Genomic DNA, 25491 nt, shown 5'->3' with positions numbered 1-25491 from the left:
AAGCCTTGGCATGTTTGCGGGCGGCCATATTGAGAGTCTGGGACGATGAAAATACTTGCCACGGTTGTTATCTTGCCATGTGTATTGGCGCTGACGGGATGCGGAGCAATGCGTTGGGCCGATAAGAACCCGCCAAGAACTTCGAACTGCGCAGGCTGGAACAAGATAAGAATTAAAGCTGAAACAGCGGTTTATCTAGCGAAGAATGATTTTTCTGCGGGTATCGACATCGATTCACACAATTTGAATGGTCAGAATAATGGCTGCTGGAAATAGCTCTCCAGCTTTGTGCGGAACCAAACATATCCTTCGACGTTTTCCAAACGATAGAACAGCGGAGCGAAATGCCGAATTTCGGTTTTCGACTAATTTGCTGTTTGAATAAATGAACGATCACCATTTGCCGCAGAAAGGCATTCGGCGATCGGGAAATCACAAAGGAATGTTTGGAATGGCAACGAATACATCGAAAGTTCGCGACGCAATTGAAGATGATCTGGAAACGCAGATCGCCTCCTTGCGCAAAGAGCTTTCCACAATCAGCAAATCTTTGTCTGACCAGGGATATGATCTATATGATCAAGCCAGTTCTACATATGATAGTGTGAAGCAAGGTGGGCGCAAGGCAGTGCGGTTTGTTGGTGATGAAGCGCAATATGTGGCGGAAAAAGCCAAGGAAAACCCTTTGACAGCTGTTGCTATTGTGTCCGTCGTGGCCGCAGTCGGGCTGCTGATTGGCCTTAGCGCATATCGCCGTTAAAGCAAATTCCGGGAACGCGAAGCTGGGTTTTTTTCGCCCGCATCGTGAGTAACAACATTGGTTTATACGTTACGAGGCCGGGGCTCTGCCCGGCCTTTTTTATGTTGATACTGAACCTGCCACTATTTTACCGGCTTGCATCGCCAATATTGCTTTCGCAAGGCTGAACAGTTTATGTATTGCGAAATTCATCGGCTTCGTACCGAGGTTGTGTTTGGAAGGCTATGTTTTCAAAATAGCCAGTTCGAGAGTGAGTTATATCCGCGATGGACAAGTTCGAGAATTATGCACTGGCTCTGATGGTCGTGTTCGGTGCACTGATCATTGGCGGCCTTATGGCTGTTCACATAGCCATGATGCATAAGGCTGGCTTTATTCTGGCTCTGAGTGCTGCCGTAGTCGTGTGGGCCGCGGGGTTCGCCGTGCTTTTTGACAAGCCGCGGCTCTACGGTCTTTCGCTCCTCGTTGCAATTGGTCTGATCGCTGGTTCTATAGCAGTACTCGTTGTCTGACGTATTCAACATCATAATCGTGCAATGGCGATAATATGAATATTGTCGTCATATTTTTTTATTTACTTTATTGAGAATAGTTCTAAAGTAGAATGCGTAGAGAGTGAACGTACCTGAAACTTCAGGTTGAGAAAGACATTCCCATGCGACTGACACGTCAAACAAATTATGCCATCCGTATTCTCATGTATTGCGCTGCCAATGATGGCAAGCTTAGCCGTATTGGCGAGATTGCGCAGGCCTATACAGTCTCGGAGCTTTTTCTTTTCAAGATCCTCCAGCCGCTCGTAGAAAATGGTTTCATTGAAACAGTGCGCGGCCGCAATGGCGGGGTGAAGCTTGGCAAGCCTGCGACCGACATTACGCTGTTTGATGTTGTTCGCGTGACTGAAGAGAATTTTGCAATGGCCGAATGCTTTGAAGCTGATGGCGCCGATTGCCCGCTGATCGACAGCTGCGGTTTGAACTCGGCACTGCGCAAGGCGCTCAACGCGTTCTTCGAAGTGCTGGCCCAATATTCAATCGACGACATCGTGGACAAGCGTGATGTTCGCGCTTTGCTCGGAATAGATGCGCTTGCGCCGCGCCTAGCCACTGCAAGTTGAGTTGGCATTAGCCGGGCGCCCTGCCCGGCATTTTGACAATAGCGGCGCCATTTTTGTGGCGACTCGCCAGATGCTTCCAGCGATTCGGGGAAGATCGAAGTGTTTTTGCTCAAAAATTGATTGTTTTTGCTGAAGAATTTCCATCAGAAGTGGTAAAATGATTGTGCCGGGTTGCATGCTTCGGCATTCGCAGCTGGAAATGACGCCAATTTTCACCGGTTGAGACGTTATGACACACGCCATCTCGCGTTAAATTTTACAACCTTTTACAGCCCATTTTGGTCAAATATGATTGAAATGGTTATGTTATTTTCCTAGTTTAGAACTATTCTAAGTTATTGAAATCATGGCGCAATCTGGCCTCCCCGTTTGACACATTGCCCAAAAATCCGTTTTATAGAGCCAGCGTTGCACAAACGCACAACCTTTAATGTTTGGGCCTTGAACCCTTGCGATTGGAGGAACCATTGTCTGGTTCGGAAGTATTACCCGCTTGCGGGAACGTCTTTACAGGTACAAAAAACTGGCTTGAGATCAATTCTCGGCTTATTTTTCGTATTGTTGAGAAAAGATTCAGCATTTCCAATAGTTTGTCTACTTTGCAAAACGGCATTGAACCACGATGCTAGTTTGCCATTGCAATATCATTACCCAGAAAGAGATCGAGAATACTATCATTGAGTTTCTCGATGCTGATCCTTGGCAGCTTCTTGTCCCTGCAAAAATTTACCATGCCCTGAAGAAGCGCGGTCGCTGCTGCGGTTGCTTCCCAAACGTCGTTGAAACCATCATAAAGGTGACGGAAGATTATCACCTCCGCCATGGTCCGAACGACTCCAATGCTGTGTCGTTCATAGACCGTGTGCGGTCATTACGACACGAATACGGGAGTTCACGACATGAAGGGCGATCCAAGGGTCATCGAGCGGCTTAACGAGGCACTTTTCCTCGAACTGGGAGCCGTCAATCAGTATTGGTTGCATTACCGTCTGCTCGACGACTGGGGCTTCAAAAAGCTGGCCAAGAAAGAACGCGCTGAATCCATTGAAGAGATGCAGCATGCGGATCGTATTATCGAACGCATTATTTTTCTTGAAGGCCACCCAAACCTGCAATCCATTGGCGCATTGCGTATCGGCCAGAACATCAAAGAAGTTCTGGAGGCGGATCTACAAGGCGAGATGGATGCTGTGGCATCCTACAAGAAGTCCCGTGAGATTTGCTCTGAATTGGGCGACTACGTCAGCAAAGAACTCTTTGACGAACTTCTTAAAGACGAGGAAGGTCATGTCGACTTCCTGGAGACCCAGCTTGATTTGCTGAACTCGATTGGTATCGAGCGCTATGGCATGCTCAATGCCGCTTCGGCTGACGAAGCCGGCTGATATCGTTTTTACGAGTTCCGGGAAAAATGCCTAAGGGCTTTTCACCCGGAGTTGTAAAAACAAAAAAGGGCGCCAAAAGCGCCCTTTTTATTATTGGTTGGTTCAAGCTCAATTGGGCAGCTTGTCGTCCACGCCTGCGACGTAGAAATTCATGCTCAAAATGGTCTTGTCGTCGGCAGTCTCACCGGCCTTCAGCCATTCGGAACCATCCTGCTTTTTCAGCGGGCCGGTAAACGGCTTCAGTTCGCCGGAAGTGATCTTCGCCTGTGTTTCTTCGGCGAGCTTCTTCACATCCTCTGGCATATTTGTGTAGGGCGCCATGACGACCAGCCCTTCCTTCATGCCTTCGAAAACATTGTGCGACTTCCAACTGCCGTCGATAACAGCCTTGGCACGTTCAATGTAGTATGGGCCCCAATTATCGACGATTGATGTCAATTGAGTTTCAGGACCGAATTTGATCATATCGGAGGCCTGACCGAAGGCTTTGATTTTGCGCTCAGATGCCACCTGCATTGGTGCTGTCGAATCCGTGTGCTGGGTGATGATATCAACGCCCTGATCGACGAGCGCCTTAGCTGCGTCGGCTTCCTTGCCAGGATCAAACCAGGAGTTCGCCCAGATTACTTTGACCTTGAAATCTGGATTGACCGACTGCGCGCCAAGCATGAATGCGTTAATGCCCTGCACGACTTCCGGGATCGGGAATGAGCCAATATAACCGGCAATGCCTGCCTTCGACATTTTCGCAGCTATGACGCCCTGTACGTAGCGGCCTTCGTAAAAACGCGAATTATAGACCGAAACATTTTCAGCAGTTTTATATCCCGTAGCATGTTCAAACTTCACGTCCGGGAACTTCTGCGCGACTTTGATAGTCGGATCCATATAACCAAAAGATGTTGTGAAAATCAGCTTGTTACCAGCACGGGCAAGGCGTTCAATTGAACGCTCTGCATCTGCGCCCTCTGGAACGCTTTCAAGAAATGTCGTCTCAACCTGATCGCCGAGCGCCTTCTCCATCTCCTTGCGGCCTTGATCGTGCTGGTATGTCCAGCCAAAATCACCGGGCGGTCCGATATAGATAAAGCCAACCTTCAGCTTTTCCGCTGCGAAGGCAGCGCCTGTCACAGCAAAGCTGGTAACCCCAAGGGTCGCAGCTATTGTCAGCCCCATAATCAGTTTTTTCATTAAAGTTCACCTCTCTGTTAAAGCAATGCGTTGTTTTGGTCCTGTTCCCGCGCGAGGGATGTGAATGTTAATTCACTCCACTAGCGATCAGGTACAAAAGCTTTGCCAAGCGATGTTGGCGTATTCATCAGCGTCAGACGCTTGTTTCGAGAAATCAAGACAAGAACGATGATCGTTGCAAGATAGGGCAATGCTGACATGAGCTGCGACGGGACACCGATACCTAAAGCCTGAGCATGCAACTGCCCAATGGTAACTGCTCCAAACAGATAAGCACCTGCCATGATGCGCCAGGGCCGCCACGAAGCAAAAACCACCAGCGCCAATGCAATCCAACCGCGCCCGGAACTCATATTTTCAACCCATTGCGGCACGTAAACCAGCGATAGCTGTGCACCGGCAAGACCGGCGCAGGCGCCCCCAAACAGCACGGCGAGGTAGCGAATCCGGATTACCGGAACCCCCAAAGCATGGGCTGAAGTGTGGTTGTCGCCGACAGAGCGAAGCGTCAATCCGGCGCGAGTTTTGAACAGGAACCACGCGACGCCGATGGTCAGAAGAATGGAAATGTAGAAGATAGGGTCCTGTCCAAAGAAGAACTTTCCGATATAGGGTAAGTCTGTAAGCCCTTGAATATAAAGAGACTGCATGCGTATTCCGGGCAATCCCACAAAGCTTTCACCGATCATTGCGGAAGCTCCGAGGCCAAGCAAGGTGAGTGCCAGACCGGTAGCAACTTGATTGGTCGCCAGGGTCAATGTCAGAAAACCGAAAAGCAGTGAAAAGGCAGCGCCGGCAAGCACGGCAGCCAGAAGGCCAAGCCAAGCAGAGCCGGTCATTTGCGCGGCAGCAAAGCCAGAAACCGCCCCCATGATCATCATGCCCTCAACGCCGAGATTGAGAACGCCCGAACGTTCAACGACGAGCTCGCCCAAGGCAGCGATCAGCAGCGGTGTGGCAGCCGTTGCAATCGTCAGAAGAATGGCCTCGAACATCGTCATTTCACGCGCCTTTCGCCGCTGCATCGCCCAAATGGGACACAATCCGGATGCGATAATAAATCAAGGTGTCACTGGCGAGGATAAAAAACAGCATTATCCCTTGGAAGATTCGGGCTGATTTTTCCGAAATACCCAATGAAATCTGGGCTGCTTCGCCACCAAGATAAGTTAGCGCGAGCACTAAACCTGCAGCAACTATCCCCAGCGGGTTGAGCCGGCCGAGAAATGCCACGATGATCGCCGTAAAGCCGTAGCCCGGCGAAATACTGGTGCGAAGTTGCCCGACGGCGCCGGATACTTCAGCTATTCCTGCAAGTCCCGCCAGGGCACCTGAAATCAGGAACGCAAAAAAGGTCAGTCGCCCTGCGCTGAATCCAGCAAAACGCCCTGCCCGAGCGCTACGCCCGAATACCTTTATTTCAAAGCCGCTTAGCGTGCGCGAGAGCGTGAACCACACGGCAAGGGCAGCAATCAACGCCAGTATAAAACCCCAATGGGCCCTGCCCGATTCTGTCCAGATTTCCGGAAGAACCGCACTTGCGTTGAACTGTATTGTTTCGGGAAAATTATATCCTTGCGGATTGCGCCATGGACCGCGCACCAGCCAATCCAAAAACAGCTGCGCTACATAAACCAGCATCAGACTTGTCAGGATTTCGTTGGTGTTGAACCGCACTTTCAGGAAAGCCGGAATTGTTGCATAGGCCGCGCCACCGGCCATGCCCAGCAGAAGCATCAGTGGCAAGACGTACCAGCCTTGAAAGTCAGGAAAAACAATTGGAAGAAACGAACCAGCAATGCCACCGGCGATAAACTGCCCTTCCGCACCAATGTTCCAATTATTCGAAAGAAAACAAACCGATAGGCCAACCGCAATGAGGATCAGCGGCGCTGCTTTTATCAGTAGCTCGTGAATGGACCAGACTTCGGTCAATGGCTCAATGAAATAGGAATAAAGAGCAGCAAACGGGTTTTTGCCAAGAATGGAAAACAGGATCGCGCCTGCTATCAGAGTCAGGAATAGCGCGATGAAAGGAGATAATGCGCTGAACAAAGCCGAATGCTGCGGGCGCCTGACAAGTTCTATCCGCATCAAGCCGCTCCTGCATGTGAAGTAGCCGATATATCCGCGCCGCCCATCATCAGCCCTGCGCGCTCCATTGTCATGGCTTCGATTGGTATGGGCTGGGACAATCTTCCATGGACCATGGCTGCCATCATGTCGGAAATTTCAAACAATTCATCAAGATCCTGGCTTATGACCACGACAGCGGCGCCGTTACGGGCAAGATTGACCAAAGCTTGCCGAATGAGCGCAGCAGCACCCGCATCGACACCCCATGTTGGCTGATTGACGACCAGCACTGACGGATTGCGGTCAAGCTCCCTACCGATGAGGAATTTCTGCAAATTTCCGCCTGAAAGTGCCGAAGCATCGGGATTATCGGCGCTTTTGCGTACATCCATGCGAGACACTATACGTTTGGCTGCCATTGCAAGGCTTGATTGGGCAATAAGTTTGAACAAACCGCCGGAAACGAATACTTTCTTATCGGTAGAATGGCGCGACAACAGCAAATTTTGCGTCAATGCCATGTCCGGCACGGCTCCATGCCCGAGGCGCTCTTCCGGTACGAATGCTGCGCCAAGCTTGCGACGCGCGGAAATACCGATCTGACTGGCATCAATCCCGCGAATTGTCACTTTGCCAGATTGTTCCTGTCGTATCTCGCCGGAAATTGCGTCGAATAATTCACCCTGCCCATTGCCGGCAACGCCAGCAATACCAAGAACTTCGCCCGCATTCACTACAAGGTTGATGTCGTGCAACGCGATGGAAAAAGGTCCGCGTGGTCTTTGTGAGAGGCTGTTTATCTGCAATAGCGGCAGCGGCTTGTTATCCGATTTTTCTACTGCCGGTCGTTCAATGATATGAATGTCGCTTCCAACCATCATTCGTGCCAGTGAAGAGGCTGTTTCGCCACGCGGGTCGCAATGACCGACTACTTTACCGTGCCGCAATACCGTTGCCCGGTCGCAGAGCCGCCGCACCTCTTCGAGCCTGTGGCTGATGTAAAGGATCGACTTTCCTTCAGAACGCAGCCGCTCCAGCGTGAGGAATAGCAGATCAGCCTCCTGTGGCGTGAGCACTGAAGTAGGCTCATCAAGAATGATCAGGTCAGGGTTTTGCAGGAGGCAGCGAATAATCTCGATCCGTTGACGCTCCCCAACGGAAAGATCACCCACCAGCGCTTCCGGATCAACCGGCAATCCATAGGTTTGACCAATCTGTCTGGCGCGCTCGGCAATGCTATCGAGCGGCGCTTTCTCGTCGAGCGACAGGGCAATATTTTCCGCTGTAGTCAGCGCGTCGAAAAGCGAAAAATGCTGGAAAACCATGCCGATACCGAACGATCTTCCCACAGCAGGGCTTGCGACCGTGACCGGCTGCCCCTTCCAGAAGATTTCGCCGGATGTTGGCTGCAATGCACCGAACAGCATTTTAACGAGCGTGGATTTGCCCGCACCATTTTCCCCAAGCAACGCATGAATCTCACCGGCGCCGATTGATAAATCGATCCCGTCACACGCTTTCAACGTTCCAAAAATTTTGGTGAGCTTGTTTGCTTCCAGTAGCGGATTTTTAGAGCCGTCTTTTGTTGTTGTTGTTGTTGTCATCGTTCCCCGCGGCCAAGACCGGGATTGATCCTACGTCAGGCATATTCCGCTTGGGAAGTGCAAACTGTAAGTTGCGGCTATTTGCGCACATTATTCGTGCATCAACAAAAAAGGATTAAGGAATAAGCACCGTCGTGCCTGTTGTTTTGCGCGATTCGAGTTGCTGATGTGCTTCAGCAGCGTCTTTTAACGGAAAGCTCTGCCCCACTTCTATGCGAATAATGCCTTTCGCAACAAGGTCAAACAGTTCGCTTGATGCTTTCACGAGCGCTTCGCGCGCAGCTACATAAGTTACCAGTGTTGGGCGAGACAGGAAGAGAGAACCTTTCCGTGCCAGCACGCCAAGGTCGAATGGCGGAACCGGTCCTGAAGATTGCCCAAAACAAACCAGCATGCCCAGGGGCCTCAGGCAATCCAGCGAGCCTTCAAATGTATCCTTGCCGACAGAATCATAAACGACATCGACACCCTTGCCGCCGGTTAATTCTCGAACCCGCTCAACAAAGTTTTCGCTTCGGTAATTGATGACATGGTCGTAACCATGTTCCAGCGCCAGCTTGACCTTTTCATCAGAGCCGGCAGTCCCGATCACTGTCGCTCCGAGGTGTTTTGCCCACTGCCCTGCGATTAATCCCACGCCTCCGGCGGCAGCGTGAAACAGAATAGTGTGGCCTTGTTTTACCGGAAAAGTCTGCCGCAAAAGATATTGCGCGGTCATTCCCTTAAGCATCATGGAAGCGGCCTGCTCAAACGCTATAGCGTCGGGCAGTTTGACGAGCCGTACCGCCGGGATCAGCCGTTCTTCGGCATAGGAGCCCATTGGATCGGCATAGGCCACGCGGTCACCAGGTTTAAAATCTTGCACGTCAGCTGCAACAGACAAAACGACACCGGCACCCTCATTGCCCGGGACAAAGGGCAAGCCCTTAGGCGCGGGATAGAGTCCAGTGCGAAAATAAACATCGAGGAAATTCAAGCCTATCGCTTCATTGCGGATATGAACTTCGCCGGGCCCGGGAGCGGCAATCGATATATCTTCATAGGTCAGAACCTCAGGACCGCCTGTGTGATGAACTCGAATAGCTTTAACCATTATGCCTTCTCCGTCCGTCCCAGATTGGGAAATAGCTGCATCACCGCGCCGATGCAGAAGAGATAAATACCGGTCGCCGAAATGCCGACGCGCACCCATAGCGGCGAATCCAGCTGCTGATACAGGGATAGAGCACCAAGTGCGCACCAGATGAAAAATATCGCCAGATTAAGCGGGCGTAGCCGCTGAACGCGCACTGGATGAAGAAAATAAATCGGCAGGAAGGAAACGATTGCGGCAGCCAGTACGATGGCGAATGCGACCCATTCGCCGGGCCGAACTATGAACAAGGTGAAAACCACCATATTCCAAACAACAGGAAACCCCTTGAAGAAGTTCTCTTTGGTTTTCATGCCCGTATCGGCATAGTAAATTGCACTTGAAACGACGATAATCGCAGCGGCAAGAAATGACAGCCCCTCGCCCATGAAACCACGCTGATAGAGCGCGAAGGCGGGTATGAGCACATAGGTCATATAATCGATAATATTGTCCAGCAATTCGCCAGACCAGTTGGGAAGGACATATTTCACGTCCAGCTTACGGGCAATCGGCCCATCAATCCCGTCGACAAAAAGGGCCAGCCCCAGCCACCAGAACATTGCAGTCCAGCTTTCTTCGCTGGCGGCGACTACGGATAAAAAAGCCAGGAAAGAGCCGGAAGCTGTAAGAAGATGGACGGAAAATGCCTTTGCCTGCGGTGCGGTGACCTTCTTTGGCTTCATGCCTTTGGGTAAAGTCGGTTTTTTCACAGTCCGCGCCAATCTGCTGCATGATAATTTTCTGCTCACCATCATATCTTATGAGGAGATGAGCAATTTGTGAGAAGCTTTTCTTGAAAACGGCCCAAAGTGCAAGCAAAGAAGCTTATATAAGCTGTTGAAAGCTATGAAATGGAGAAAACCATGACCGATATCAGAACCGATCCGATTATTGTCGCCGGCGCAGGTCATGTTGGATTGATTGCTGCGCTTTCCTTGGCGCGCTCTGGCCATAACGTTGTCAATCTTGGCGAAACACCCGGTCAAAGCGATAAGCGGACCACCGCTTTGATGATGCCGGCCATCCGTTTTCTTCAAAGCGTTGATCTTTGGCAGGATATTGAGCCGCATGCTGCGCCCATGACGACCATGCGAATCCTCGACGGTACGAGGCGGCTTGTCAGAAGCCCTTCGGTCACGTTTGAGGCCAGCGAAATAGGTGAGACTGCTTTCGGCTACAACGTACCGAACAGCACACTTACCGCAGTGCTTAGTGATGCGTTGAAGAGATCGACGGTAGACCATAAGCCAGTGTCGGTCGTGAAATATAGCCATGTTGGCGATACAATTCGCGTGGAAACCCGCGATGGTTCAACATTAACGGCGAATATTGTCATTGCTGCTGATGGGCGCTCTTCGCTGGCCCGGGATGCCGCGGGGATCGACGCGCGTACATGGAGCTACAATCAGACCGCTGTCGTGCTGAGTTTCGCCCATACCCGCGATCACCATGATATTTCAACCGAATTTCATACCGAATATGGCCCCTTTACCATTGTTCCGTTGCAAGGGCAGCGCTCCAGCCTTGTCTGGGTTACAACGCCGGAAATGGCAGCGGAACTGCTTGCCATCAGCCATGACGAGCTTGCAAGACGCGTAGAGGATCGGATGCAATCCATGCTCGGGGCCGTGACCATTGAAGTTGCGCCGCAGAGTTGGCCGCTGTCGGGTCTCGTACCAACTTCGTTTGCGCGTAACCGGATATTTCTGGCTGGGGAAGCAGCCCATGTATTTCCGCCCATCGGCGCACAAGGTCTCAATCTCGGCATTCGTGATGTCGAAGCGCTGACCGAAATATTGCCTGAAGACGGTAGTGACCTTGGCGGTGCAAACGTAATTTCGGCTTATAACCGCAAGCGTAGTCCCGACATTCTTGCGCGAACAGGGGCAGTCGATGCCTTGAACCGTTCCCTGCTCTCAGATTTTTTACCCGTTCAGATGGTTCGCAGCGGAGGCTTGGAACTCTTGCGGGCTTTTTCGCCATTGCGCAGCTTTGTCATGCGCGAGGGTTTGCGGCCCGGAAGTGGCTTTCGCCTTTCCGGCCGCGGCGCGGACCAGCAGTGATCAGCCGATAACAAAATCGCTTAGCAGCTTCACATTCAGTAAAGCGATAACGATCGCGATAAACATGGCAAAGGTCGAAAGCCAGCGCGGCGAAACCAATTCGCCCATCTTTGACTTGCTTGCCGTGAATATCACCAATGGAAACACGGCAAATGATAGCTGAAGACTAAGCACCACCTGCGTCAGGATCAATAGTCTGGCCGTCCCCTCATCGCCAAACCAAATGGTAACGATAGCTGCGGGAACGATGGCAATGCCACGGGTGATCAGTCGGCGTAGCCAGGGTGATAATTTGATGTGAAGAAAGCCTTCCATCACAATCTGGCCAGCCAATGTCGCTGTCACGGTCGAATTGATACCGCAGCACAGCAATGCAATGCCAAACAGCGTTGGCGCGAGCGACCAACCCAGCAAGGGCGCAAGTAGCGAATGAGCATCGCCAAGTTCGGCAACCTCGGTTTGACCGGTTTTATGAAAGGTAGCTGCCGCGAGAATAAGGATCGATGCGTTGATCAGCAGAGCAAACATCAGGGCGACCGTCGAATCTATCGTGGCATATTTCAATGCCTGCCGCTTTTCAGGAATTGAGTGCCCATAGTCGCGCGTTTGTACGATACCTGAATGCAAATAGAGATTATGCGGCATGACGGTTGCGCCAAGAATCCCTAAGGCCAGATAGAGCATTTCCGGGTTGCGGACAATTTCAGTTGTCGGCGCGAAGCCTTTGATAACTTCGCCCCATACGGGATCGGCAAGGAAAATCTGTATACCGAAGCAGACGGCGATGACGCCGAGTAAAGTGATAACCAGCGCTTCAACCCAACGAAATCCGAGTTTCTGCAGATAAAGAATGAGAAAAACGTCAAGCGCAGTGATCAGAACGCCAATTTCCAGCGGTATTCCGAATATCAGATTGAGGCCAATTGCTGTCCCGATTACTTCAGCAATATCCGTCGCGATAATGGCTATTTCCGCCAGAAACCAAAGGATATAGGCGACCGGCCGGGGAAACGCATCACGGCACGCCTGGGCGAGATCCCTTCCAGAGCCTATAGCCAGTCGGGCACATAGCGCTTGCAGAACAATAGCCATGATATTCGAAACAAGCGCGACGACCAGCAGCGTATAACCGAATTTTGAACCGCCAGCGAGCGAAGTCGCCCAATTACCAGGGTCCATATATCCGACCGCGACGAGATATCCCGGCCCTACAAAGGCAGCGACCCTACGCCAACCGGGGCCGCGGGTCTGGACAGCGATGGAGCGGTGGACATCCGACAACGAGGCCTCACCTCGCTTGCGCAGCCAACCTTCCGGCTGGACGTCCAACTCTTTCTGCTGATCCATGATATTTATCCGCAACTGCAAATCATTTGCAATTATAAGCATTCCAAATTGCCGACTGCAAGTTATCGCCGGAAGAATCTGAATATTTTATGGGATAAGTCCGTTCGTCATGGCATAGAGCCAAAGCGTCAAAGTCAGGATCGAAAAAAGCGTGGTGGCAAGAATGCTGCTTGATGCGCGCTCGACCCAAACTCCATATTGTTGCGCTATGACAAATACATTCGTGGCTGTAGGTAGTGCAGCCATGAGCATTGCCGTATGAATCCAGACTGGTGGAAAATCTCCGGTCAGATTCAGCATGGCGTAAATCATGAGCGGTTGGACCAGGAGCTTTAGCGGTACAATAAGATATAGCTCCTTTGGTACTCTTTTGAGCGGCCGCAATGCGAGAGTGGCACCCATTGCAAATAAGGCGCATGGCGCGGCGGCTGCTGCCAGCAAGTCGATCATTCTGGTCATTGCCAATGGAGGCGTTAGCTCGGCAACGGCAGCTCCAATGCCAAAAACTGTAGCAATAATAAAGGGATGGAAGAAAATCTTCTCCAAGACACCGAGCATCAACTCAGATTTTGAACGCTTGTCATTTCCGGAGATAGCCATCATCAGAGGTGACATGACAAAGTGAAATATATTGTCGAAGCAAAAGATTAGCGCTACCGGCACAGCGGCGGGAGCGCCAAACGCCAATATCGCCAGTGGCGGCCCCATATATCCGATATTGCCATATGCGGCGGCCAGTCCCTGAATTGTGCTTTCATCAATCCTGCGGGTTCGTACCAATCCGATTATGAACATGATCGCGAAAATGCAGAAAGTGGATGCAGTGCAACCAATAATGAAACCCCATTGCGTCAATTCAGATACTGGCGTGCGCGACAATATCTGGAAAAACATGGCAGGAAGCGCCACATATACGATGAAGGTGTTCATCCATCCCAGCGCTTCAAGCGGCTGGCGATTGATTCGCGCCACGAAAAAGCCGAGAAAAATCAGTCCAAAGAACGGCAGTACAAGATTGAATACGCTGAGCATGATGGGCTTTTATCGTTGTAGCGGGCAAGAACCCATGATTTATGCTCGCGTGTTTTAACAGAAACCGATAGTTATAACGAATGAACACAATGACACAGATACGACATGCAAAATTTCAGATCGGCCAGGTGGTCAGCCATCGAATCTTTGCGTTTCGCGGCCTGATTTTCGATGTTGATCCGGAATTCAACAATACGGAAGAGTGGTATCGCTCAATTCCTGAGGATATCCGTCCTCGGCGCGATCAGCCCTTCTATCATCTTTTTGCTGAAAATGCAGAGAGCGAATACGTGGCGTATGTTTCAGAACAAAATCTGGTGGCTGATACGACAGGAATACCGCTCAGGCATGCCCAAATAGCGGCAATGTTCGATAAATCCGAAGACGGCTCCTACCGCGTGAAGAGGCCGCATATCAACTGAGAACCCTTTTCGGCCAATAAAAAAGGGATGCAGATGCATCCCTTTTTTATTGCAAGACTAAATTATTGCGGTGCTTTTGCTTTTTCCTGCTCCGCCTTCATTTTTTCCTCAAACTCTTTTTGACGCTTCTGCACTTCATCCTGAAGTGTCTTTTGGCGTTGTTCGAGTTCATTTTGCTGAAGGCCGGGGCCATCATAAGCCTGTGTGAAACCCGTCAGCGCAACATTGATCGGATTTGGCTTGTTCTGGAAATTGACCGAAGTTAGCGTAAGCTGGCTGCCCTTCTTGAAGGAAGCAAGTAATTCGTCGGACAGGGCAACTTCGGAAATGCAGCGATCCGGGAAGCAGATGGCGTAATCAACCTTGACCGCCTTGGCACCATTAACCTGAAGTCCGACGCCAGGACCGATCAAGCGCCCGGTTGGAACTGAGATCTGGAAGATTTTGCGGTTAACTTTGCCCTTGATCTCAATGAGATTGACGGCTGTCAAAAGCTGGCCGCTGTCGGCAGTTACGATATTCTGCGTATTGCAGATGTCATTGTCTTCCTGCTTGGAGCAAACCTTGAACCAGCCCTGCGGCGCTCTCTGCTGCTGGGCTGATGCCGGGACTGCCGCGACGGCGAGCAATGCAATGGCACCCGCAATAGATGTGGTTGCAGCGAAAATTCTTGGGCTGGACATGGTCAACTGGTTCCTTTCAGCGCACTTATCCTAAGTGTGACTTGATCACTTAAAATTGCTTGTCTGGCTTTTGGGTGCCAAATAAGGCAACAGAGTGACCCTTGTTATCGAACGCCGTGTTACACTGCAAGACAACGCAAATCCAGCCACCTTTTGCTGTACTTATCGATTCAATCCCGGGTTAAGCGGCGTGACGCCCTATAATTGTCGTCAAATGATAGTCTTTGACACGAATCATAATAAACCGCTCGAAAGAGCGCAGACTGAACGGGCACAGGGTCCAAAGAATGATCAGGCAGAGTTTCAAGGTTTTGGCGTTGGCTTTAGCCTTTTTGGCGACAATAGCCACAGCAATAGCCGAGCCGAGTTATGGCCTTGCAATGCGGGGCGAACCCGCCCTGCCCGCTGACTATACGCATTTTCCTTACGCCAATCCTGATGCTCCCAAGGGAGGGTCTATAACCTATGGTGTGGTTGGTACATTCGACAGCCTGAATTCCTTTCTGGTCAAAAGCTTGCGAACGACGGCACGCGGTGTCTTCAACGATCCGCAGTTTGGAAACCTGGTTTACGAAACGCTGATGCAGCGGAGTGCCGATGAGCCTTTTACGCTTTACGGTTTGCTGGCGGAAAAAGTTGAAACCAATGACGAGCGGACATGGGTTGAGTTTACACTCAATCCAAAAGCCAGATGGTCCGATGAAAAACCTGTCACCACAGATGACGTGATTTTCACGTTCGAGCTTCTCGCCGAAAAAGGCCTGCCGCAATATAAACAGCGCATGGATCGCATCGACAAGATCGAGAAGATAGGGGGGCGTGGCATCAGGTTCACGTTCAACGATCAGGCTGACCGGGAATTTCCGCTGGTGCTTGGTTTAATGCCGGTTTTACCGAAACACGCCATAGATCCAGAGAAATTCGACCAGTCTCCTTTGCGTATTCCGGTAGGCAGTGGCCCCTATATCATTTCCAAGGTTCAGCCAGGCCAGCGAATTATTTACAAGCGCAATACCGACTATTGGGCCGCCGATATACCCAGCAGACGTGGATTTAATAATTTCGATACAATTACTGTTGAGTATTTTCGAAACGAGCAATCGCAATTCGAAGCCTTCAAGAAAGGCGTCTTCGACATTTTCATGGAGGGTGATCCCAATAAATGGGCCTCTTCGTATAATTTCCCTGCGTTTAAAGAAGGCCGTGTCGTCCAGGAGACGTTCGAAACTAAAGCACCGTCCAATATGTTCGGTTTTGTTTTCAATACGAGACGGGCCAAATTTGCTGATCGTGATGTGCGTGCTGCCTTGGGATTGATGTTTGATTTTGAATGGACCAACCGAAATCTCTATGCGGATCGTTACAAGCGTCTTGCCAGCTTCTGGCAAGGATCGGATTTGTCGGCGTTGGGTGTCCCCGCCAATGAAGCAGAGCGGCAACTGCTAGCGCCTTATCCTGATGCCGTGGCACCTGACGTAATGGACGGCACCTATGTGCCCGCCAAGACAGATGGATCCGGACGCGACCGCAAGGAGATGAAGCGTGCTTTTGATATCCTGACGGATAAAGGCTTTTCCATCAAAGATGAGAAGATGCAGGATGCCAAAGGTAACGTTCTTAGCTTCGAGATATTAACCAGGTCCGTGGCGGAAGAGCGTCTTGGACTTGCCTATAAGCGCACGCTCGAACGGCTGGGCATTGGAGTCACCATTCGCACTGTTGACGATGCGCAATACCAAAAGCGGCTCGAAACATTCGATTATGACATGATATTGGGCGCTTATTCCGGTTCATTATCGCCTGGCTTTGAGCAATTCCGACGTTGGAGCAGCCAGTTCCGCGATATTAATGGCAGTTTCAATTATGCTGGCGTAGCCGATGCTGCAGTTGATGCTTTGATCGGCAAAATGCTTTCGGCGCGTAAGCAGAATGAGTTTGTCGATACAGTACGCGCGCTGGATCGAGTGCTCATGTCCGGAAATTATTTTGTACCGATCTATTTTCAGCCATCACAGTGGGTGGCAAGATGGACCCATATCAAACATCCAGACAAGACATCGCTTAATGGCTACCAATTCACCACCTGGTGGTCAGACAAAAAATAGGCCCCTATAATGACCGAAAAGAAATTCATAATAGATGTTGTGTCCGACGTTGTTTGCCCGTGGTGCTTTCTAGGTAGAAAGCGTCTGGAAAACGCCTTGGCAATGAACCCTGATATCGAGGCTACCGTGAATTGGCGGCCGTTTCAGCTTGATCCGACCATTCCGCGCCAAGGTAAGGATCGCAATCGGTATATGCAGGAGAAATTCGGCAGTTCCGACAAAATATTCGAAATCCATCAGCAACTGATTGAACTTGGCAAGGAAGAAGACATTGAGTTTGATTTTGAGGCGATCAAAATCAGCCCGAATACACTTGATGCGCATCGGCTGATCCGATGGGCATCACAAGCCACGCCCAATGTTCAGGATGCCGTGGTTGGAATTCTCTTTTCATATTATTTCGAACAGGGAAAGGACATTGGTGATCGCCAGGTTCTGCTTGAAGCTGCTGAAGAAGCAGGCATGGATGTCGCCATTGTCGATAGCCTGCTTGCTACGGATGCTGACACTGTCGGTGTCCAACAGGAAATTGATACCGCCAATCAGGTGGGCGTGCGCGGCGTTCCCTGTTTTATTCTCGACCAGAAATATGCGGTCATGGGCGCGCAGTCAGCAGATGCGCTTGCCGATGCCATTCGCCAGACTGCCGATGGTTATGAGCCGCGTCCTGTTTGATCAGGACGCCTCGGCCAATTTGGCAAGCTGGGTCATTACGACTGCCGCTCCGTTAAGCCGCTTCTCCGCCGTCGGCCAATCGCGAACAAAAACAACGCTCTGGTCGGGGCGAATCTTCGCCATAGACCCCTGTTCGCCAATCATCTTCACCAAGGCAGCAGGGTTGTTGAACGTCTTGTTGCGGAACTGAATGACGACGCCCTTTGGTCCAGCATCGACCTTTTCCACATTCGCCCGGCGGCAAAGCGCTTTGATGTAAACGATTTTAAGCAGATGCTGGACCTCTTCCGGCAAGGGACCAAATCTGTCGATCATCTCCGCACCGAAGCCGTCAATGTCCTGAAGTTCTTCGAGGTCTGCCAAACGGCGGTAAAGGCCGAGGCGCAATTGCAGATCAGGAACATAGGTTTCCGGTATCATTACAGCAGTGCCTACAGCAATTTGCGGTGACCAATGTCCATCTTCAACCTCACCTGTTCCCTTGATTTCGGCGACTGCCTCTTCAAGCATCTGCTGGTAAAGTTCGAAACCGACCTCACGAATATGGCCCGATTGTTCTTCGCCGAGCAGATTACCGGCTCCGCGGATGTCCATATCGTGGCTCGCAAGTTGAAAACCTGCGCCAAGCGTATCAAGAGATTGCAGAACTTTCAGTCTGCGATCCGCCATCTGGGTGAGAACCTTGTTTGCAGGTAGTGTGAACAAAGCATAGGCGCGCTGTTTCGATCGCCCCACACGCCCACGCAATTGGTAAAGCTGAGATAGGCCGAACATGTCGGCACGATGAATAATCAACGTGTTGGCAGTGGGAATATCAAGCCCTGACTCAACGATCGTGGTCGATAGAAGCACATCATACTGGCCATCGTAGAATGCATTCATAATGTCATCGAGCTCGCCCGGTGCCATTTGCCCATGAGCCACAGCCACTTTGAGCTCCGGCACCTGTGCATCAAGGAACTCCTTGATTTCATTGAGATCCGAAATGCGCGGGCAGACGTAGAAGCTTTGCCCGCCACGATAGCGTTCGCGCAACAATGTCTCGCGAATAACGAGCGGATCGAAAGGCGAAACAAAGGTACGTACAGCCATGCGATCCACTGGCGGTGTCGTGATAAGCGATAGCTCGCGAACGCCGGTCAAAGCCAACTGTAAAGTCCGCGGAATTGGTGTCGCCGACAAAGTGAGCACATGAACATCCGATTTCAGTTCTTTAAGCCGTTCCTTGTGTTTGACGCCGAAATGCTGCTCTTCATCGATAATCAGAAGGCCCAGATTCTTGAACTTGATGCCTTGTCCGAGCAGCGCATGCGTACCAACCGCTATGTCGACCTGACCTTCGGCGATGCCTTTTTTGTTCTCGGCAAGCTCTTTCGAACCGACCAGTCGTGAGGCTTGCACAACATTGACTGGCAATCCCTGAAACCGGGACGTAAATGTCTTGAAATGCTGCCGGGACAGCAAGGTGGTAGGTACGACCACCGCGACCTGAACGCCGTTCAGCGCTGCTACAAAAGCTGCGCGCAGCGCCACTTCTGTTTTGCCGAATCCCACATCGCCGCAAATCAGGCGGTCCATCGGTTTTCCAAGCGATAGATCATCAATCACCGCATCGATCGCGCGGTCCTGGTCTTCGGTTTCGTCATAGGGAAAGCGAGCCGCGAACTCACCATAAAGACCCTCAGGTGGCAGTAATACCGGTGCGCCGCGCATTTGCCGTTCGGCAGCAATGCGTATCAGATGCCCCGCAATATCGAGGAGACGCTTCTTGAGCTTGGCTTTACGGGCTTGCCATGCGCCGCCGCCGAGCTTGTCCAGAATGGCAGTCGATGTCTCCGAGCCGAACCGCGATAGAAGCTCGATGTTTTCGACAGGTAGAAAAAGCCGATCATCACCAGCATAATGCAGTTCCAGACAGTCATGTGGCGCCCCCGCTGCCGTAATCGTACGCAAGCCGATGAAGCGGCCGATACCGTGGTCAACGTGAACGACAATGTCTCCGGCATTCAGGGCAGCAACTTCGCTGATAAAGTCCCGGTCCCGCTTACGCCGCTTGGAATGGCGAATGAGACGATCACCAAGAATATCCTGTTCGGCGACAACAACGAGCTCGCCTGCATTGAATCCAGTTTCAAGCGACAAGACGCCTGCTGTAACTTTGTCGCGAGCAAGCGCTTTAACGGTGCGCAAATCTTCGACCAACTCGATCTTCTCAAGACCATGCTCGCTCAGAACTTGAACGAGCCTGTCCCGCGTTCCCTCGCTCCATGCAGCAACAAGAACTTTCTTACCGGCAGCACGTTCATCGGAAATGTGCTTGACCACACTGTCAAAGACGTTGGTATCCTTGGCGGTTCGTTCTTCTACAAAAGTACGTCCGCGATGCACACCCGCGTGAATCGTCGAGCGCCCCGTTACAAATGGCGCATCAAATGGAGTAAAGTCTATCTTTAGTCCTGAACTAAGTGCTGCTGCTTCAACCTGGTCCGGCGTTAGATAGAGCGTTTCCGGTTCAACAGGTTTGTATGGAATTGTATCGCCCGGTTCCTTGCCATCGGACTGCCGCTTGCGGGCTTCATAGTGATCGACCACCATTTTGTGGCGCTCAGCCATGGATTCATGTGCAAGATGATCGAACACAACGGGCATATCGCCTGCATGGTCGAAAACGGTTTCGAGGTTATCGTAAAATAACGGCAACCAATGCTCCATGCCCGCGAAACGGCGGCCCTCCGAAATCGACTGATAGAGCGCGTCATCACGTGACGGTGCGCCGAATTTTAGAACATACTGAGTGCGAAAGTGGCTGATGATCTCAGGCGACAGCGTAATTTCGCTCATCGGCTGCATCGAAAATTCAGTTTTCTGGCTGGATGTACGTTGCGACGCGGGATCGAATGTGCGGATCGTTTCGAGCGTATCGCCGAAAAAATCCAGACGAAGCGGCTCTTCGGCGCCCGGTGCGAAGAGGTCCAATATGCCGCCGCGTACCGCATATTCACCAACATCACGAACTGTCGGAACACGCTCAAAACCATTGCTTTCAAGGCGTTGCACGAGAGAGTTCATATCGATTCTATTGCCTGGCTTTGCCAGAAATAGCTGTTTGCTAAGTATTTCTCGTGGCGGAAGTTTTTGCAGGACCGAATTGGCAGTCGCCAGAATTACGCCCGGATGCTTGCCCTGCCGCATGGCAGCAAGGCCAGCAAGTGCGCTCAGACGGCGAGCAGAGGTATCCGCCCCGGGGGAAACGCGATCATAGGGAAGGCAATCCCACGCAGGAAGTTGCAACACTGGCAATTCCGGCGAGACAAATCCCAATACCTGCTCAATATCCGCAATACGTTGTCCATCACGCGCGATGAAAAGCACGGGTCCACCGGCCCCCGCTTCCGCAACGACCTTTGCCAGAGCAAATGCCTCATAACCATCGACAACGCCGTCAACAACAATGTGTCCACGTGCATCCGGTTTCAGTCCGAGTTTGGTAAAAGCAGTCATTTCGATTTCAGGATTTCATTTCGGAGTCAGGCCTTGGCACGACCTCAATATTTCAGATTATGGCGAGAGGCGACAACCTTGTGAAAAATCGGCGTGTCGAATTCGGCGGGTACTTCTGCTTCGCCTGTCACCCATTTTAGCAGGTCACGGTCCAGTGCCTCCATAAGAGACTCATATTGGTCAAGTTCTTCGTCAGACAAGGTATCAATATGTGCATCAGCAAACTGGCCAAGAATCAGGTCCATCTCCCGCATGCCTCGATGCCAGCAGCGAAAAAGTATCCGTCTTTGCCTTGGTGGCAAGTCAGCGGTTGTGCGACTGCTTCCAGTCATGAGCAAGCTCCGTTTGTAATATTCAAGGCACCGATCAACTGATGCGGCTGGGTATAGCCTGCCTTGTGGCATCTGTCAGCCTTGCAACGCAAATCGAACGCGTTAAACGTTACATATGCGTCCTTCCCTGCTTGATCCTTTATTCGCCTCTGTTCGTTCGCTTTCGGGTATTGGCCCGAAAGTATCCGTCCTTTTGGGGACATTGCTCGGAACACAGCCGCCGGGAGCCGAGCCGCGTGTCGGCAATCTTGTGTACTTGCCGCCCCATAGCGTCATAGATCGTCGGAATCGTCCCGGCATCGCCTATGCGCCCGAAGGTGCGATTGTGACCCTTGAAGTCCGCATCGACCGCCACCAGCCAGCGCCAGGCGGTCGCAGCAACGTCCCCCATCGCGTTTACGCCCATGATGATACAGGTGAAATCAGCCTGACATTTTTTCATGCAAAGCAAGCCTGGCTGGAAAAAGTCATGCCTGTTGGTGAAACAATTATCGTTTCCGGCACCATGGAATGGTTCAACGGACGACCGACGATGGTCCATCCGGATCATATTGCAAGTTTGGAGGATGCGGCTTCACTTCCATTGGTTGAGCCGATCTACCCACTGACAGCCGGATTGTCACCCAAAGTCCTGGCAAGAAGCGTTCAGGAGGCACTCGGCAAAACGCCAGACATGCCCGAATGGATTGATCCACCCATCATTGAAAAATACAATTTGCCCTCCCACCGCCAGGCTTTGCAAACGCTGCATAATCCGCAAGACCCAAGTGATATCGCGCTTGATCACCCCGCAAGGCAGCGGCTAGCCTATGATGAGTTTCTGGCCGGGCAATTGGCGCTTGCTCTGGTTCGTATGAAAACGCGCCGGCTTTCCGGTCGCAAGCTTGAGGGAGACGGTCATCTCAAGGCGAAGATCATCGCTGCACTTCCCTATAAGCTGACCAATAGTCAACAACAGGCAATCGAGGAAATCATAACCGATCTGCGTGCGCCGGACCGCATGCTGCGGCTGTTGCAAGGCGATGTTGGTTCCGGCAAAACTATTGTTGGTCTGCTGGCCATGGCTCATGCAGCAGAGGCTGGCGGCCAGTCAGCGCTCATGGTGCCAACGGAGGTTCTTGCCCGGCAGCACTTTGCAACAATTTCTCCCTTCGCGCAAAAGGCCGGGCTGCGGGTTGCATTGTTGACGGGGCGCGAAAAGGGCCGCGAACGGGAGGAGATTCTTGAGGGACTAAGAACCGGCGCGATCCATATTATCGTTGGAACGCACGCGCTCTTCCAGGAAAAGGTCAATTATCACGATCTGGTATTGGTGATTGTCGATGAACAGCATCGTTTTGGAGTGCACCAGCGCCTGCTTTTGACATCCAAAGGCACTGCCCCTGACATGTTGGTTATGACAGCAACTCCAATTCCACGTACCTTGGTACTCACCGCATTTGGCGATATGGATGTGTCAAAACTGACGGAAAAGCCTGCTGGACGCCGCCCGATTACCACAGCAATCCTGCCGATGGAGCGGTTGAGCGAACTTGTCGAACGCATGCGTACAGCCATCAATGAGGGGCAGAAGATTTATTGGATCTGTCCTTTGGTGGAAGAATCCGAATTGGTCGATCTTGTTTCTGCCGAGGAGCGCTTTCAATCTTTGCAGCCACTGTTGGGCAGTCGCATCGGGCTGGTTCACGGCCGAATGAGCGGTGCCGAAAAAGATGCGGCAATGGCTGCTTTCAAGAGTGGTGAAACGCGGTTGCTTGTTGCCACTACCGTCATTGAAGTCGGGGTTGATGTTCCCGATGCAACCATTATCGTTATCGAGCATGCAGAACGCTTTGGCCTCGCGCAATTACATCAGCTACGGGGGCGTGTTGGTCGTGGAGACAAGCCTTCCACCTGTCTTTTGATCTACAAAGGCCCGCTTGGCGAGGTCGCGCAAGCACGCTTGAAGATCATGCGCGAGACTGAAGATGGCTTCCGTATTGCGGAAGAAGACCTGAAATTACGCGGTGAAGGTGAACTTCTAGGTACACGTCAATCCGGCGTACCCGGCTTCCGGCTTGCAAATATCGAAGCGCATGCGGAGTTTCTTGAAGTCGCCCGCAAGGATGCGCGCTATATTCTGACGCGAGACCCGGAACTGCAGAGCGCGCGCGGCGAGGCCCTACGCGTTCTGCTATATCTTTTTGAGCGAGACGAAGCAGTCAGGCTGCTTCGCGCTGGCTAATCATTCCACTGTGACCGATTTGGCTAGGTTGCGTGGCTGATCAACATCCGTTCCCATGAAAACGGCTGTGTAATAGGCCAGCATCTGGATCGGCAGCGTATAAATGATCGGCATGATAATCTCCGGCATGTCCGGCAGGACAATCGTGTGCCAGGTTTTCAAGCTATTGGCCGCCGCGCCCTTTTCGTCGGTAATGAGGATGATCTTGCCGCCACGCGCCGCTGCTTCCTGCATGTTGGATATGGTTTTTTCAAACCAACGATCATGTGGAGCAATGACAATAACCGGCATCGATTCATCAATCAGCGCGATTGGTCCATGCTTTAATTCGCCTGCGGCATAGCCTTCTGCGTGAATATAGGAAATTTCCTTGAGCTTCAGCGCTCCTTCAAGAGCCAATGGATAATTCGTGCCACGGCCCAGATAAAGCGCGTGCTTGACCTGGCTGAGTTCACGGCTGATCCCCTCGATCTGGCTCTCAAGTTTTAATGCCTGGGTGGCATAACGTGGGATCTCGGATAGCTCACGCACAAGCTGGCGTTCTTCCTGATCGGTGATGGTCCCACGCATTTTTCCGGCAGCTATCGCCAGGGAAGCCAAGACAGAAAGCTGGCATGTAAACGCCTTGGTGGATGCGACACCCACCTCTGGTCCGGCAAGAGTCGGGAAAATTGTGTTTGACTCACGCGCCATCGTCGATTCTTTGACATTGACGATGGTGCCGACTGTGAGGCCCTGCTCCTTGCAATAACGCAACGAGGCCAGCGTATCGGCTGTTTCTCCCGACTGCGAAACAAACAGAGCAAGACTGTCTTTCGACAGCGGCATTTCGCGGTAGCGGAATTCAGAGGCAACGTCGATGTCTACTGGTAACCTTGCAATGCGTTCAAACCAGTATTTACCAACGAGACCGGCATAAAAAGCAGTGCCGCAAGCCGAAGCTGCAATCCGGTCAACTTTTGCAAAATCAATTGGCGCGGCATCGGCCCGAATGGTTCCGTTGGCAAAATCCAGATAGTTGGCAAGCGTGTGAGAAATAACTTCCGGCTGCTCATGGATTTCCTTTTCCATGAAATGTCTGTGATTGCCCTTGCTGACCAAAAATGCCGAGCCGGCGGATTTTTGCATGGCTCTATGCACTGTTGCGCCGGACTCATCGTAGATCGTCACGCCGTTACGGGTCAAAACTGCCCAATCACCATCTTCAAGATAGGATAGATTATCCGTGAAGGGCGCAAGCGCTATAGCATCGGAACCCAAGTACATTTCGCCTTGCCCGTACCCTACGGCAAGCGGCGGCCCGTTGCGGGCTGCAATCAGCAAATCCTCCTGTCCCTTGAACATGATGGCGATTGCAAAAGCGCCCCGCAACAAGGGCAGTGACTCACGAACAGCTTCGATCGGGGCAAGGCCACGATCTAAAGCACGCGTCACCAGATGGGCGACAGTTTCTGTGTCTGTTTCCGTTTCGAAAACATAGCCGTCAGCTTCCAGCATGGAGCGAAGCTCAGCAAAGTTTTCGATAATCCCATTGTGAATGACAGCAAGGCGCGGCGTTGTATGTGGATGAGCATTGCGGACGATGGGCGCGCCGTGCGTGGCCCAACGCGTATGGCCAATACCAATTGTTCCGCCAAGCGGGTTTTCTTTGAGCAGGTTGTCGAGGTTTATAAGCTTGCCTTCGGCCCGGCGACGGTCAAGCAGGCCATTTTCCAGCGTTGCCACACCAGCAGAATCGTAACCACGATATTCGAGCCGCTTGAGCGCATCGATCAGAAGGGGGGCAACCTGTTCCCGTCCGATTATTCCTACAATTCCGCACATATAAAACTCCGATGC

At 51.7% G+C, this 25491-nt stretch carries 23 protein-coding genes; 11 read left to right on the top strand and 12 right to left on the bottom strand.

Going from position 1 to position 25491, the window contains the following annotated elements:
• Positions 1-45 precede the first annotated feature (45 nt).
• The 6 genes from ACTJI9_RS15255 (at position 46) to bfr (ending at position 3262) form a co-directional block, all read left to right on the top strand.
• Positions 46-276: a hypothetical protein gene (locus ACTJI9_RS15255; RefSeq protein WP_115053097.1), complete on the top strand. Its 231-nt coding sequence runs from the start codon at positions 46-48 to the stop codon at positions 274-276.
• Positions 277-451: 175 nt separating this feature from the next.
• A complete protein-coding gene (locus ACTJI9_RS15250; RefSeq protein WP_162802494.1) occupies positions 452-760 on the top strand; it encodes a hypothetical protein in 309 nt (102 codons plus the stop codon).
• A gap of 266 nt (positions 761-1026) precedes the next feature.
• Positions 1027-1272, top strand: coding sequence for a hypothetical protein (locus ACTJI9_RS15245; RefSeq protein ID WP_115053099.1), 246 nt, complete (start codon positions 1027-1029; stop codon positions 1270-1272).
• A 143-nt stretch (positions 1273-1415) separates the two neighbouring features.
• On the top strand, positions 1416-1877 hold the full coding sequence (gene rirA, locus ACTJI9_RS15240) for an iron-responsive transcriptional regulator RirA (protein ID WP_115053100.1): 462 nt from the start codon (positions 1416-1418) through the stop codon (positions 1875-1877).
• A 622-nt stretch (positions 1878-2499) separates the two neighbouring features.
• Positions 2500-2811 carry a (2Fe-2S)-binding protein gene (locus ACTJI9_RS15235; RefSeq protein ID WP_115053102.1) on the top strand — a complete coding sequence of 104 codons (312 nt, stop codon included), beginning with the start codon at positions 2500-2502 and terminating at the stop codon, positions 2809-2811.
• Positions 2777-3262: a bacterioferritin gene (gene bfr / locus ACTJI9_RS15230; protein WP_115053103.1), complete on the top strand. Its 486-nt coding sequence runs from the start codon at positions 2777-2779 to the stop codon at positions 3260-3262. The genes ACTJI9_RS15235 and bfr overlap by 35 nt, the downstream gene beginning before the upstream one ends.
• A gap of 108 nt (positions 3263-3370) precedes the next feature.
• Here the strand turns inward: bfr and ACTJI9_RS15225 are convergent, their stop codons facing one another.
• From ACTJI9_RS15225 to pcsA, 6 genes are all read right to left on the bottom strand, one after another.
• The gene (locus ACTJI9_RS15225) at positions 3371-4453 is read right to left on the bottom strand and encodes a BMP family ABC transporter substrate-binding protein (protein ID WP_115053104.1); all 1083 of its coding nucleotides are present in this window, start codon (positions 4451-4453) and stop codon (positions 3371-3373) included.
• Between the two features lie 80 nt (positions 4454-4533).
• Positions 4534-5454, bottom strand: coding sequence for an ABC transporter permease (locus ACTJI9_RS15220; RefSeq protein WP_115053105.1), 921 nt, complete (start codon positions 5452-5454; stop codon positions 4534-4536).
• Position 5455: 1 nt separating this feature from the next.
• The gene (locus ACTJI9_RS15215) at positions 5456-6547 is read right to left on the bottom strand and encodes an ABC transporter permease (RefSeq protein WP_440809068.1); all 1092 of its coding nucleotides are present in this window, start codon (positions 6545-6547) and stop codon (positions 5456-5458) included.
• Positions 6547-8133, bottom strand: coding sequence for an ABC transporter ATP-binding protein (locus tag ACTJI9_RS15210; protein ID WP_440809065.1), 1587 nt, complete (start codon positions 8131-8133; stop codon positions 6547-6549). The genes ACTJI9_RS15215 and ACTJI9_RS15210 overlap by 1 nt, the downstream gene beginning before the upstream one ends.
• Before the next feature lie 115 nt (positions 8134-8248).
• A complete protein-coding gene (locus ACTJI9_RS15205; RefSeq protein ID WP_440809062.1) occupies positions 8249-9226 on the bottom strand; it encodes a quinone oxidoreductase family protein in 978 nt (325 codons plus the stop codon).
• Positions 9226-9951, bottom strand: a complete 726-nt coding sequence (pcsA, locus tag ACTJI9_RS15200) for a phosphatidylcholine synthase (protein ID WP_115053109.1) — start codon at positions 9949-9951, stop codon at positions 9226-9228. The genes ACTJI9_RS15205 and pcsA overlap by 1 nt, the downstream gene beginning before the upstream one ends.
• Before the next feature lie 180 nt (positions 9952-10131).
• On the opposite strand from pcsA, the gene ACTJI9_RS15195 reads away from it, so the two are divergent.
• The gene (locus tag ACTJI9_RS15195; protein ID WP_115053110.1) at positions 10132-11331 is read left to right on the top strand and encodes a UbiH/UbiF family hydroxylase; all 1200 of its coding nucleotides are present in this window, start codon (positions 10132-10134) and stop codon (positions 11329-11331) included.
• Here the strand turns inward: ACTJI9_RS15195 and ACTJI9_RS15190 are convergent, their stop codons facing one another.
• Both ACTJI9_RS15190 and ACTJI9_RS15185 read right to left on the bottom strand, forming a co-directional pair.
• Positions 11332-12678: an Nramp family divalent metal transporter gene (locus ACTJI9_RS15190; protein WP_115053310.1), complete on the bottom strand. Its 1347-nt coding sequence runs from the start codon at positions 12676-12678 to the stop codon at positions 11332-11334. It abuts the gene before it with no gap.
• Between the two features lie 87 nt (positions 12679-12765).
• Positions 12766-13710, bottom strand: a complete 945-nt coding sequence (locus ACTJI9_RS15185; protein ID WP_440809058.1) for an AEC family transporter — start codon at positions 13708-13710, stop codon at positions 12766-12768.
• An 89-nt stretch (positions 13711-13799) separates the two neighbouring features.
• Between ACTJI9_RS15185 and hspQ the strand changes: the two genes are divergently transcribed.
• Positions 13800-14132: a heat shock protein HspQ gene (hspQ, locus tag ACTJI9_RS15180; RefSeq protein WP_162802495.1), complete on the top strand. Its 333-nt coding sequence runs from the start codon at positions 13800-13802 to the stop codon at positions 14130-14132.
• Positions 14133-14194: 62 nt separating this feature from the next.
• Here hspQ and ACTJI9_RS15175 read toward each other — a convergent pair whose 3' ends face one another.
• Positions 14195-14815, bottom strand: coding sequence for an invasion associated locus B family protein (locus tag ACTJI9_RS15175; protein ID WP_440809055.1), 621 nt, complete (start codon positions 14813-14815; stop codon positions 14195-14197).
• 287 nt (positions 14816-15102) lie between these two features.
• On the opposite strand from ACTJI9_RS15175, the gene ACTJI9_RS15170 reads away from it, so the two are divergent.
• Positions 15103-16920 (top strand): extracellular solute-binding protein, encoded by a 1818-nt coding sequence (locus ACTJI9_RS15170; RefSeq protein ID WP_440809052.1) that lies wholly within the window; start codon positions 15103-15105, stop codon positions 16918-16920.
• 9 nt (positions 16921-16929) lie between these two features.
• On the top strand, positions 16930-17595 hold the full coding sequence (locus tag ACTJI9_RS15165; RefSeq protein ID WP_440809050.1) for a DsbA family oxidoreductase: 666 nt from the start codon (positions 16930-16932) through the stop codon (positions 17593-17595).
• Here the strand turns inward: ACTJI9_RS15165 and mfd are convergent, their stop codons facing one another.
• Both mfd and ACTJI9_RS15155 read right to left on the bottom strand, forming a co-directional pair.
• Complete coding sequence (gene mfd, locus ACTJI9_RS15160) at positions 17596-21096, bottom strand: transcription-repair coupling factor (protein ID WP_115053116.1); 3501 nt, start codon at positions 21094-21096, stop codon at positions 17596-17598. It lies immediately after the preceding gene.
• A gap of 44 nt (positions 21097-21140) precedes the next feature.
• Positions 21141-21428 carry a succinate dehydrogenase assembly factor 2 gene (locus ACTJI9_RS15155; protein ID WP_440809047.1) on the bottom strand — a complete coding sequence of 96 codons (288 nt, stop codon included), beginning with the start codon at positions 21426-21428 and terminating at the stop codon, positions 21141-21143.
• 115 nt (positions 21429-21543) lie between these two features.
• Here ACTJI9_RS15155 and recG point away from each other — a divergent pair, with 115 nt between their 5' ends.
• Entirely contained in the window at positions 21544-23652 is a 2109-nt protein-coding gene (gene recG, locus ACTJI9_RS15150; RefSeq protein ID WP_440809044.1) for an ATP-dependent DNA helicase RecG, read from the top strand.
• Here the strand turns inward: recG and glmS are convergent, their stop codons facing one another.
• Positions 23653-25476 carry a glutamine--fructose-6-phosphate transaminase (isomerizing) gene (gene glmS / locus ACTJI9_RS15145; protein WP_440809043.1) on the bottom strand — a complete coding sequence of 608 codons (1824 nt, stop codon included), beginning with the start codon at positions 25474-25476 and terminating at the stop codon, positions 23653-23655. It lies immediately after the preceding gene.
• Between the last annotated feature and the right edge of the window lie 15 nt (positions 25477-25491).

It is taken from the genome of Phyllobacterium sp. 22552, assembly GCF_052044585.1.
In the GTDB taxonomy this organism is placed as follows: domain Bacteria; phylum Pseudomonadota; class Alphaproteobacteria; order Rhizobiales; family Rhizobiaceae; genus Phyllobacterium; species Phyllobacterium ifriqiyense.
The sequence above is the reverse complement of the archived record's forward strand: the minus strand, read 5'-3'. Positions and strand labels throughout refer to the sequence as shown.

Coding starts and splice junctions, on each gene's coding strand:
- ACTJI9_RS15255 (WP_115053097.1), top strand. CDS start 46: ATGAAAATACTTGCCACGGTTGTTATCTTGCCATGTGTATTGGCGCTG.
- ACTJI9_RS15250 (WP_162802494.1), top strand. CDS start 452: ATGGCAACGAATACATCGAAAGTTCGCGACGCAATTGAAGATGATCTG.
- ACTJI9_RS15245 (WP_115053099.1), top strand. CDS start 1,027: ATGGACAAGTTCGAGAATTATGCACTGGCTCTGATGGTCGTGTTCGGT.
- rirA (WP_115053100.1), top strand. CDS start 1,416: ATGCGACTGACACGTCAAACAAATTATGCCATCCGTATTCTCATGTAT.
- ACTJI9_RS15235 (WP_115053102.1), top strand. CDS start 2,500: ATGCTAGTTTGCCATTGCAATATCATTACCCAGAAAGAGATCGAGAAT.
- bfr (WP_115053103.1), top strand. CDS start 2,777: ATGAAGGGCGATCCAAGGGTCATCGAGCGGCTTAACGAGGCACTTTTC.
- ACTJI9_RS15225 (WP_115053104.1), bottom strand. CDS start 4,453: ATGAAAAAACTGATTATGGGGCTGACAATAGCTGCGACCCTTGGGGTT.
- ACTJI9_RS15220 (WP_115053105.1), bottom strand. CDS start 5,454: ATGACGATGTTCGAGGCCATTCTTCTGACGATTGCAACGGCTGCCACA.
- ACTJI9_RS15215 (WP_440809068.1), bottom strand. CDS start 6,547: ATGCGGATAGAACTTGTCAGGCGCCCGCAGCATTCGGCTTTGTTCAGC.
- ACTJI9_RS15210 (WP_440809065.1), bottom strand. CDS start 8,133: ATGACAACAACAACAACAACAAAAGACGGCTCTAAAAATCCGCTACTG.
- ACTJI9_RS15205 (WP_440809062.1), bottom strand. CDS start 9,226: ATGGTTAAAGCTATTCGAGTTCATCACACAGGCGGTCCTGAGGTTCTG.
- pcsA (WP_115053109.1), bottom strand. CDS start 9,951: ATGAAGCCAAAGAAGGTCACCGCACCGCAGGCAAAGGCATTTTCCGTC.
- ACTJI9_RS15195 (WP_115053110.1), top strand. CDS start 10,132: ATGACCGATATCAGAACCGATCCGATTATTGTCGCCGGCGCAGGTCAT.
- ACTJI9_RS15190 (WP_115053310.1), bottom strand. CDS start 12,678: ATGGATCAGCAGAAAGAGTTGGACGTCCAGCCGGAAGGTTGGCTGCGC.
- ACTJI9_RS15185 (WP_440809058.1), bottom strand. CDS start 13,710: ATGCTCAGCGTATTCAATCTTGTACTGCCGTTCTTTGGACTGATTTTT.
- hspQ (WP_162802495.1), top strand. CDS start 13,800: ATGACACAGATACGACATGCAAAATTTCAGATCGGCCAGGTGGTCAGC.
- ACTJI9_RS15175 (WP_440809055.1), bottom strand. CDS start 14,815: ATGTCCAGCCCAAGAATTTTCGCTGCAACCACATCTATTGCGGGTGCC.
- ACTJI9_RS15170 (WP_440809052.1), top strand. CDS start 15,103: ATGATCAGGCAGAGTTTCAAGGTTTTGGCGTTGGCTTTAGCCTTTTTG.
- ACTJI9_RS15165 (WP_440809050.1), top strand. CDS start 16,930: ATGACCGAAAAGAAATTCATAATAGATGTTGTGTCCGACGTTGTTTGC.
- mfd (WP_115053116.1), bottom strand. CDS start 21,096: ATGACTGCTTTTACCAAACTCGGACTGAAACCGGATGCACGTGGACAC.
- ACTJI9_RS15155 (WP_440809047.1), bottom strand. CDS start 21,428: ATGACTGGAAGCAGTCGCACAACCGCTGACTTGCCACCAAGGCAAAGA.
- recG (WP_440809044.1), top strand. CDS start 21,544: ATGCGTCCTTCCCTGCTTGATCCTTTATTCGCCTCTGTTCGTTCGCTT.
- glmS (WP_440809043.1), bottom strand. CDS start 25,476: ATGTGCGGAATTGTAGGAATAATCGGACGGGAACAGGTTGCCCCCCTT.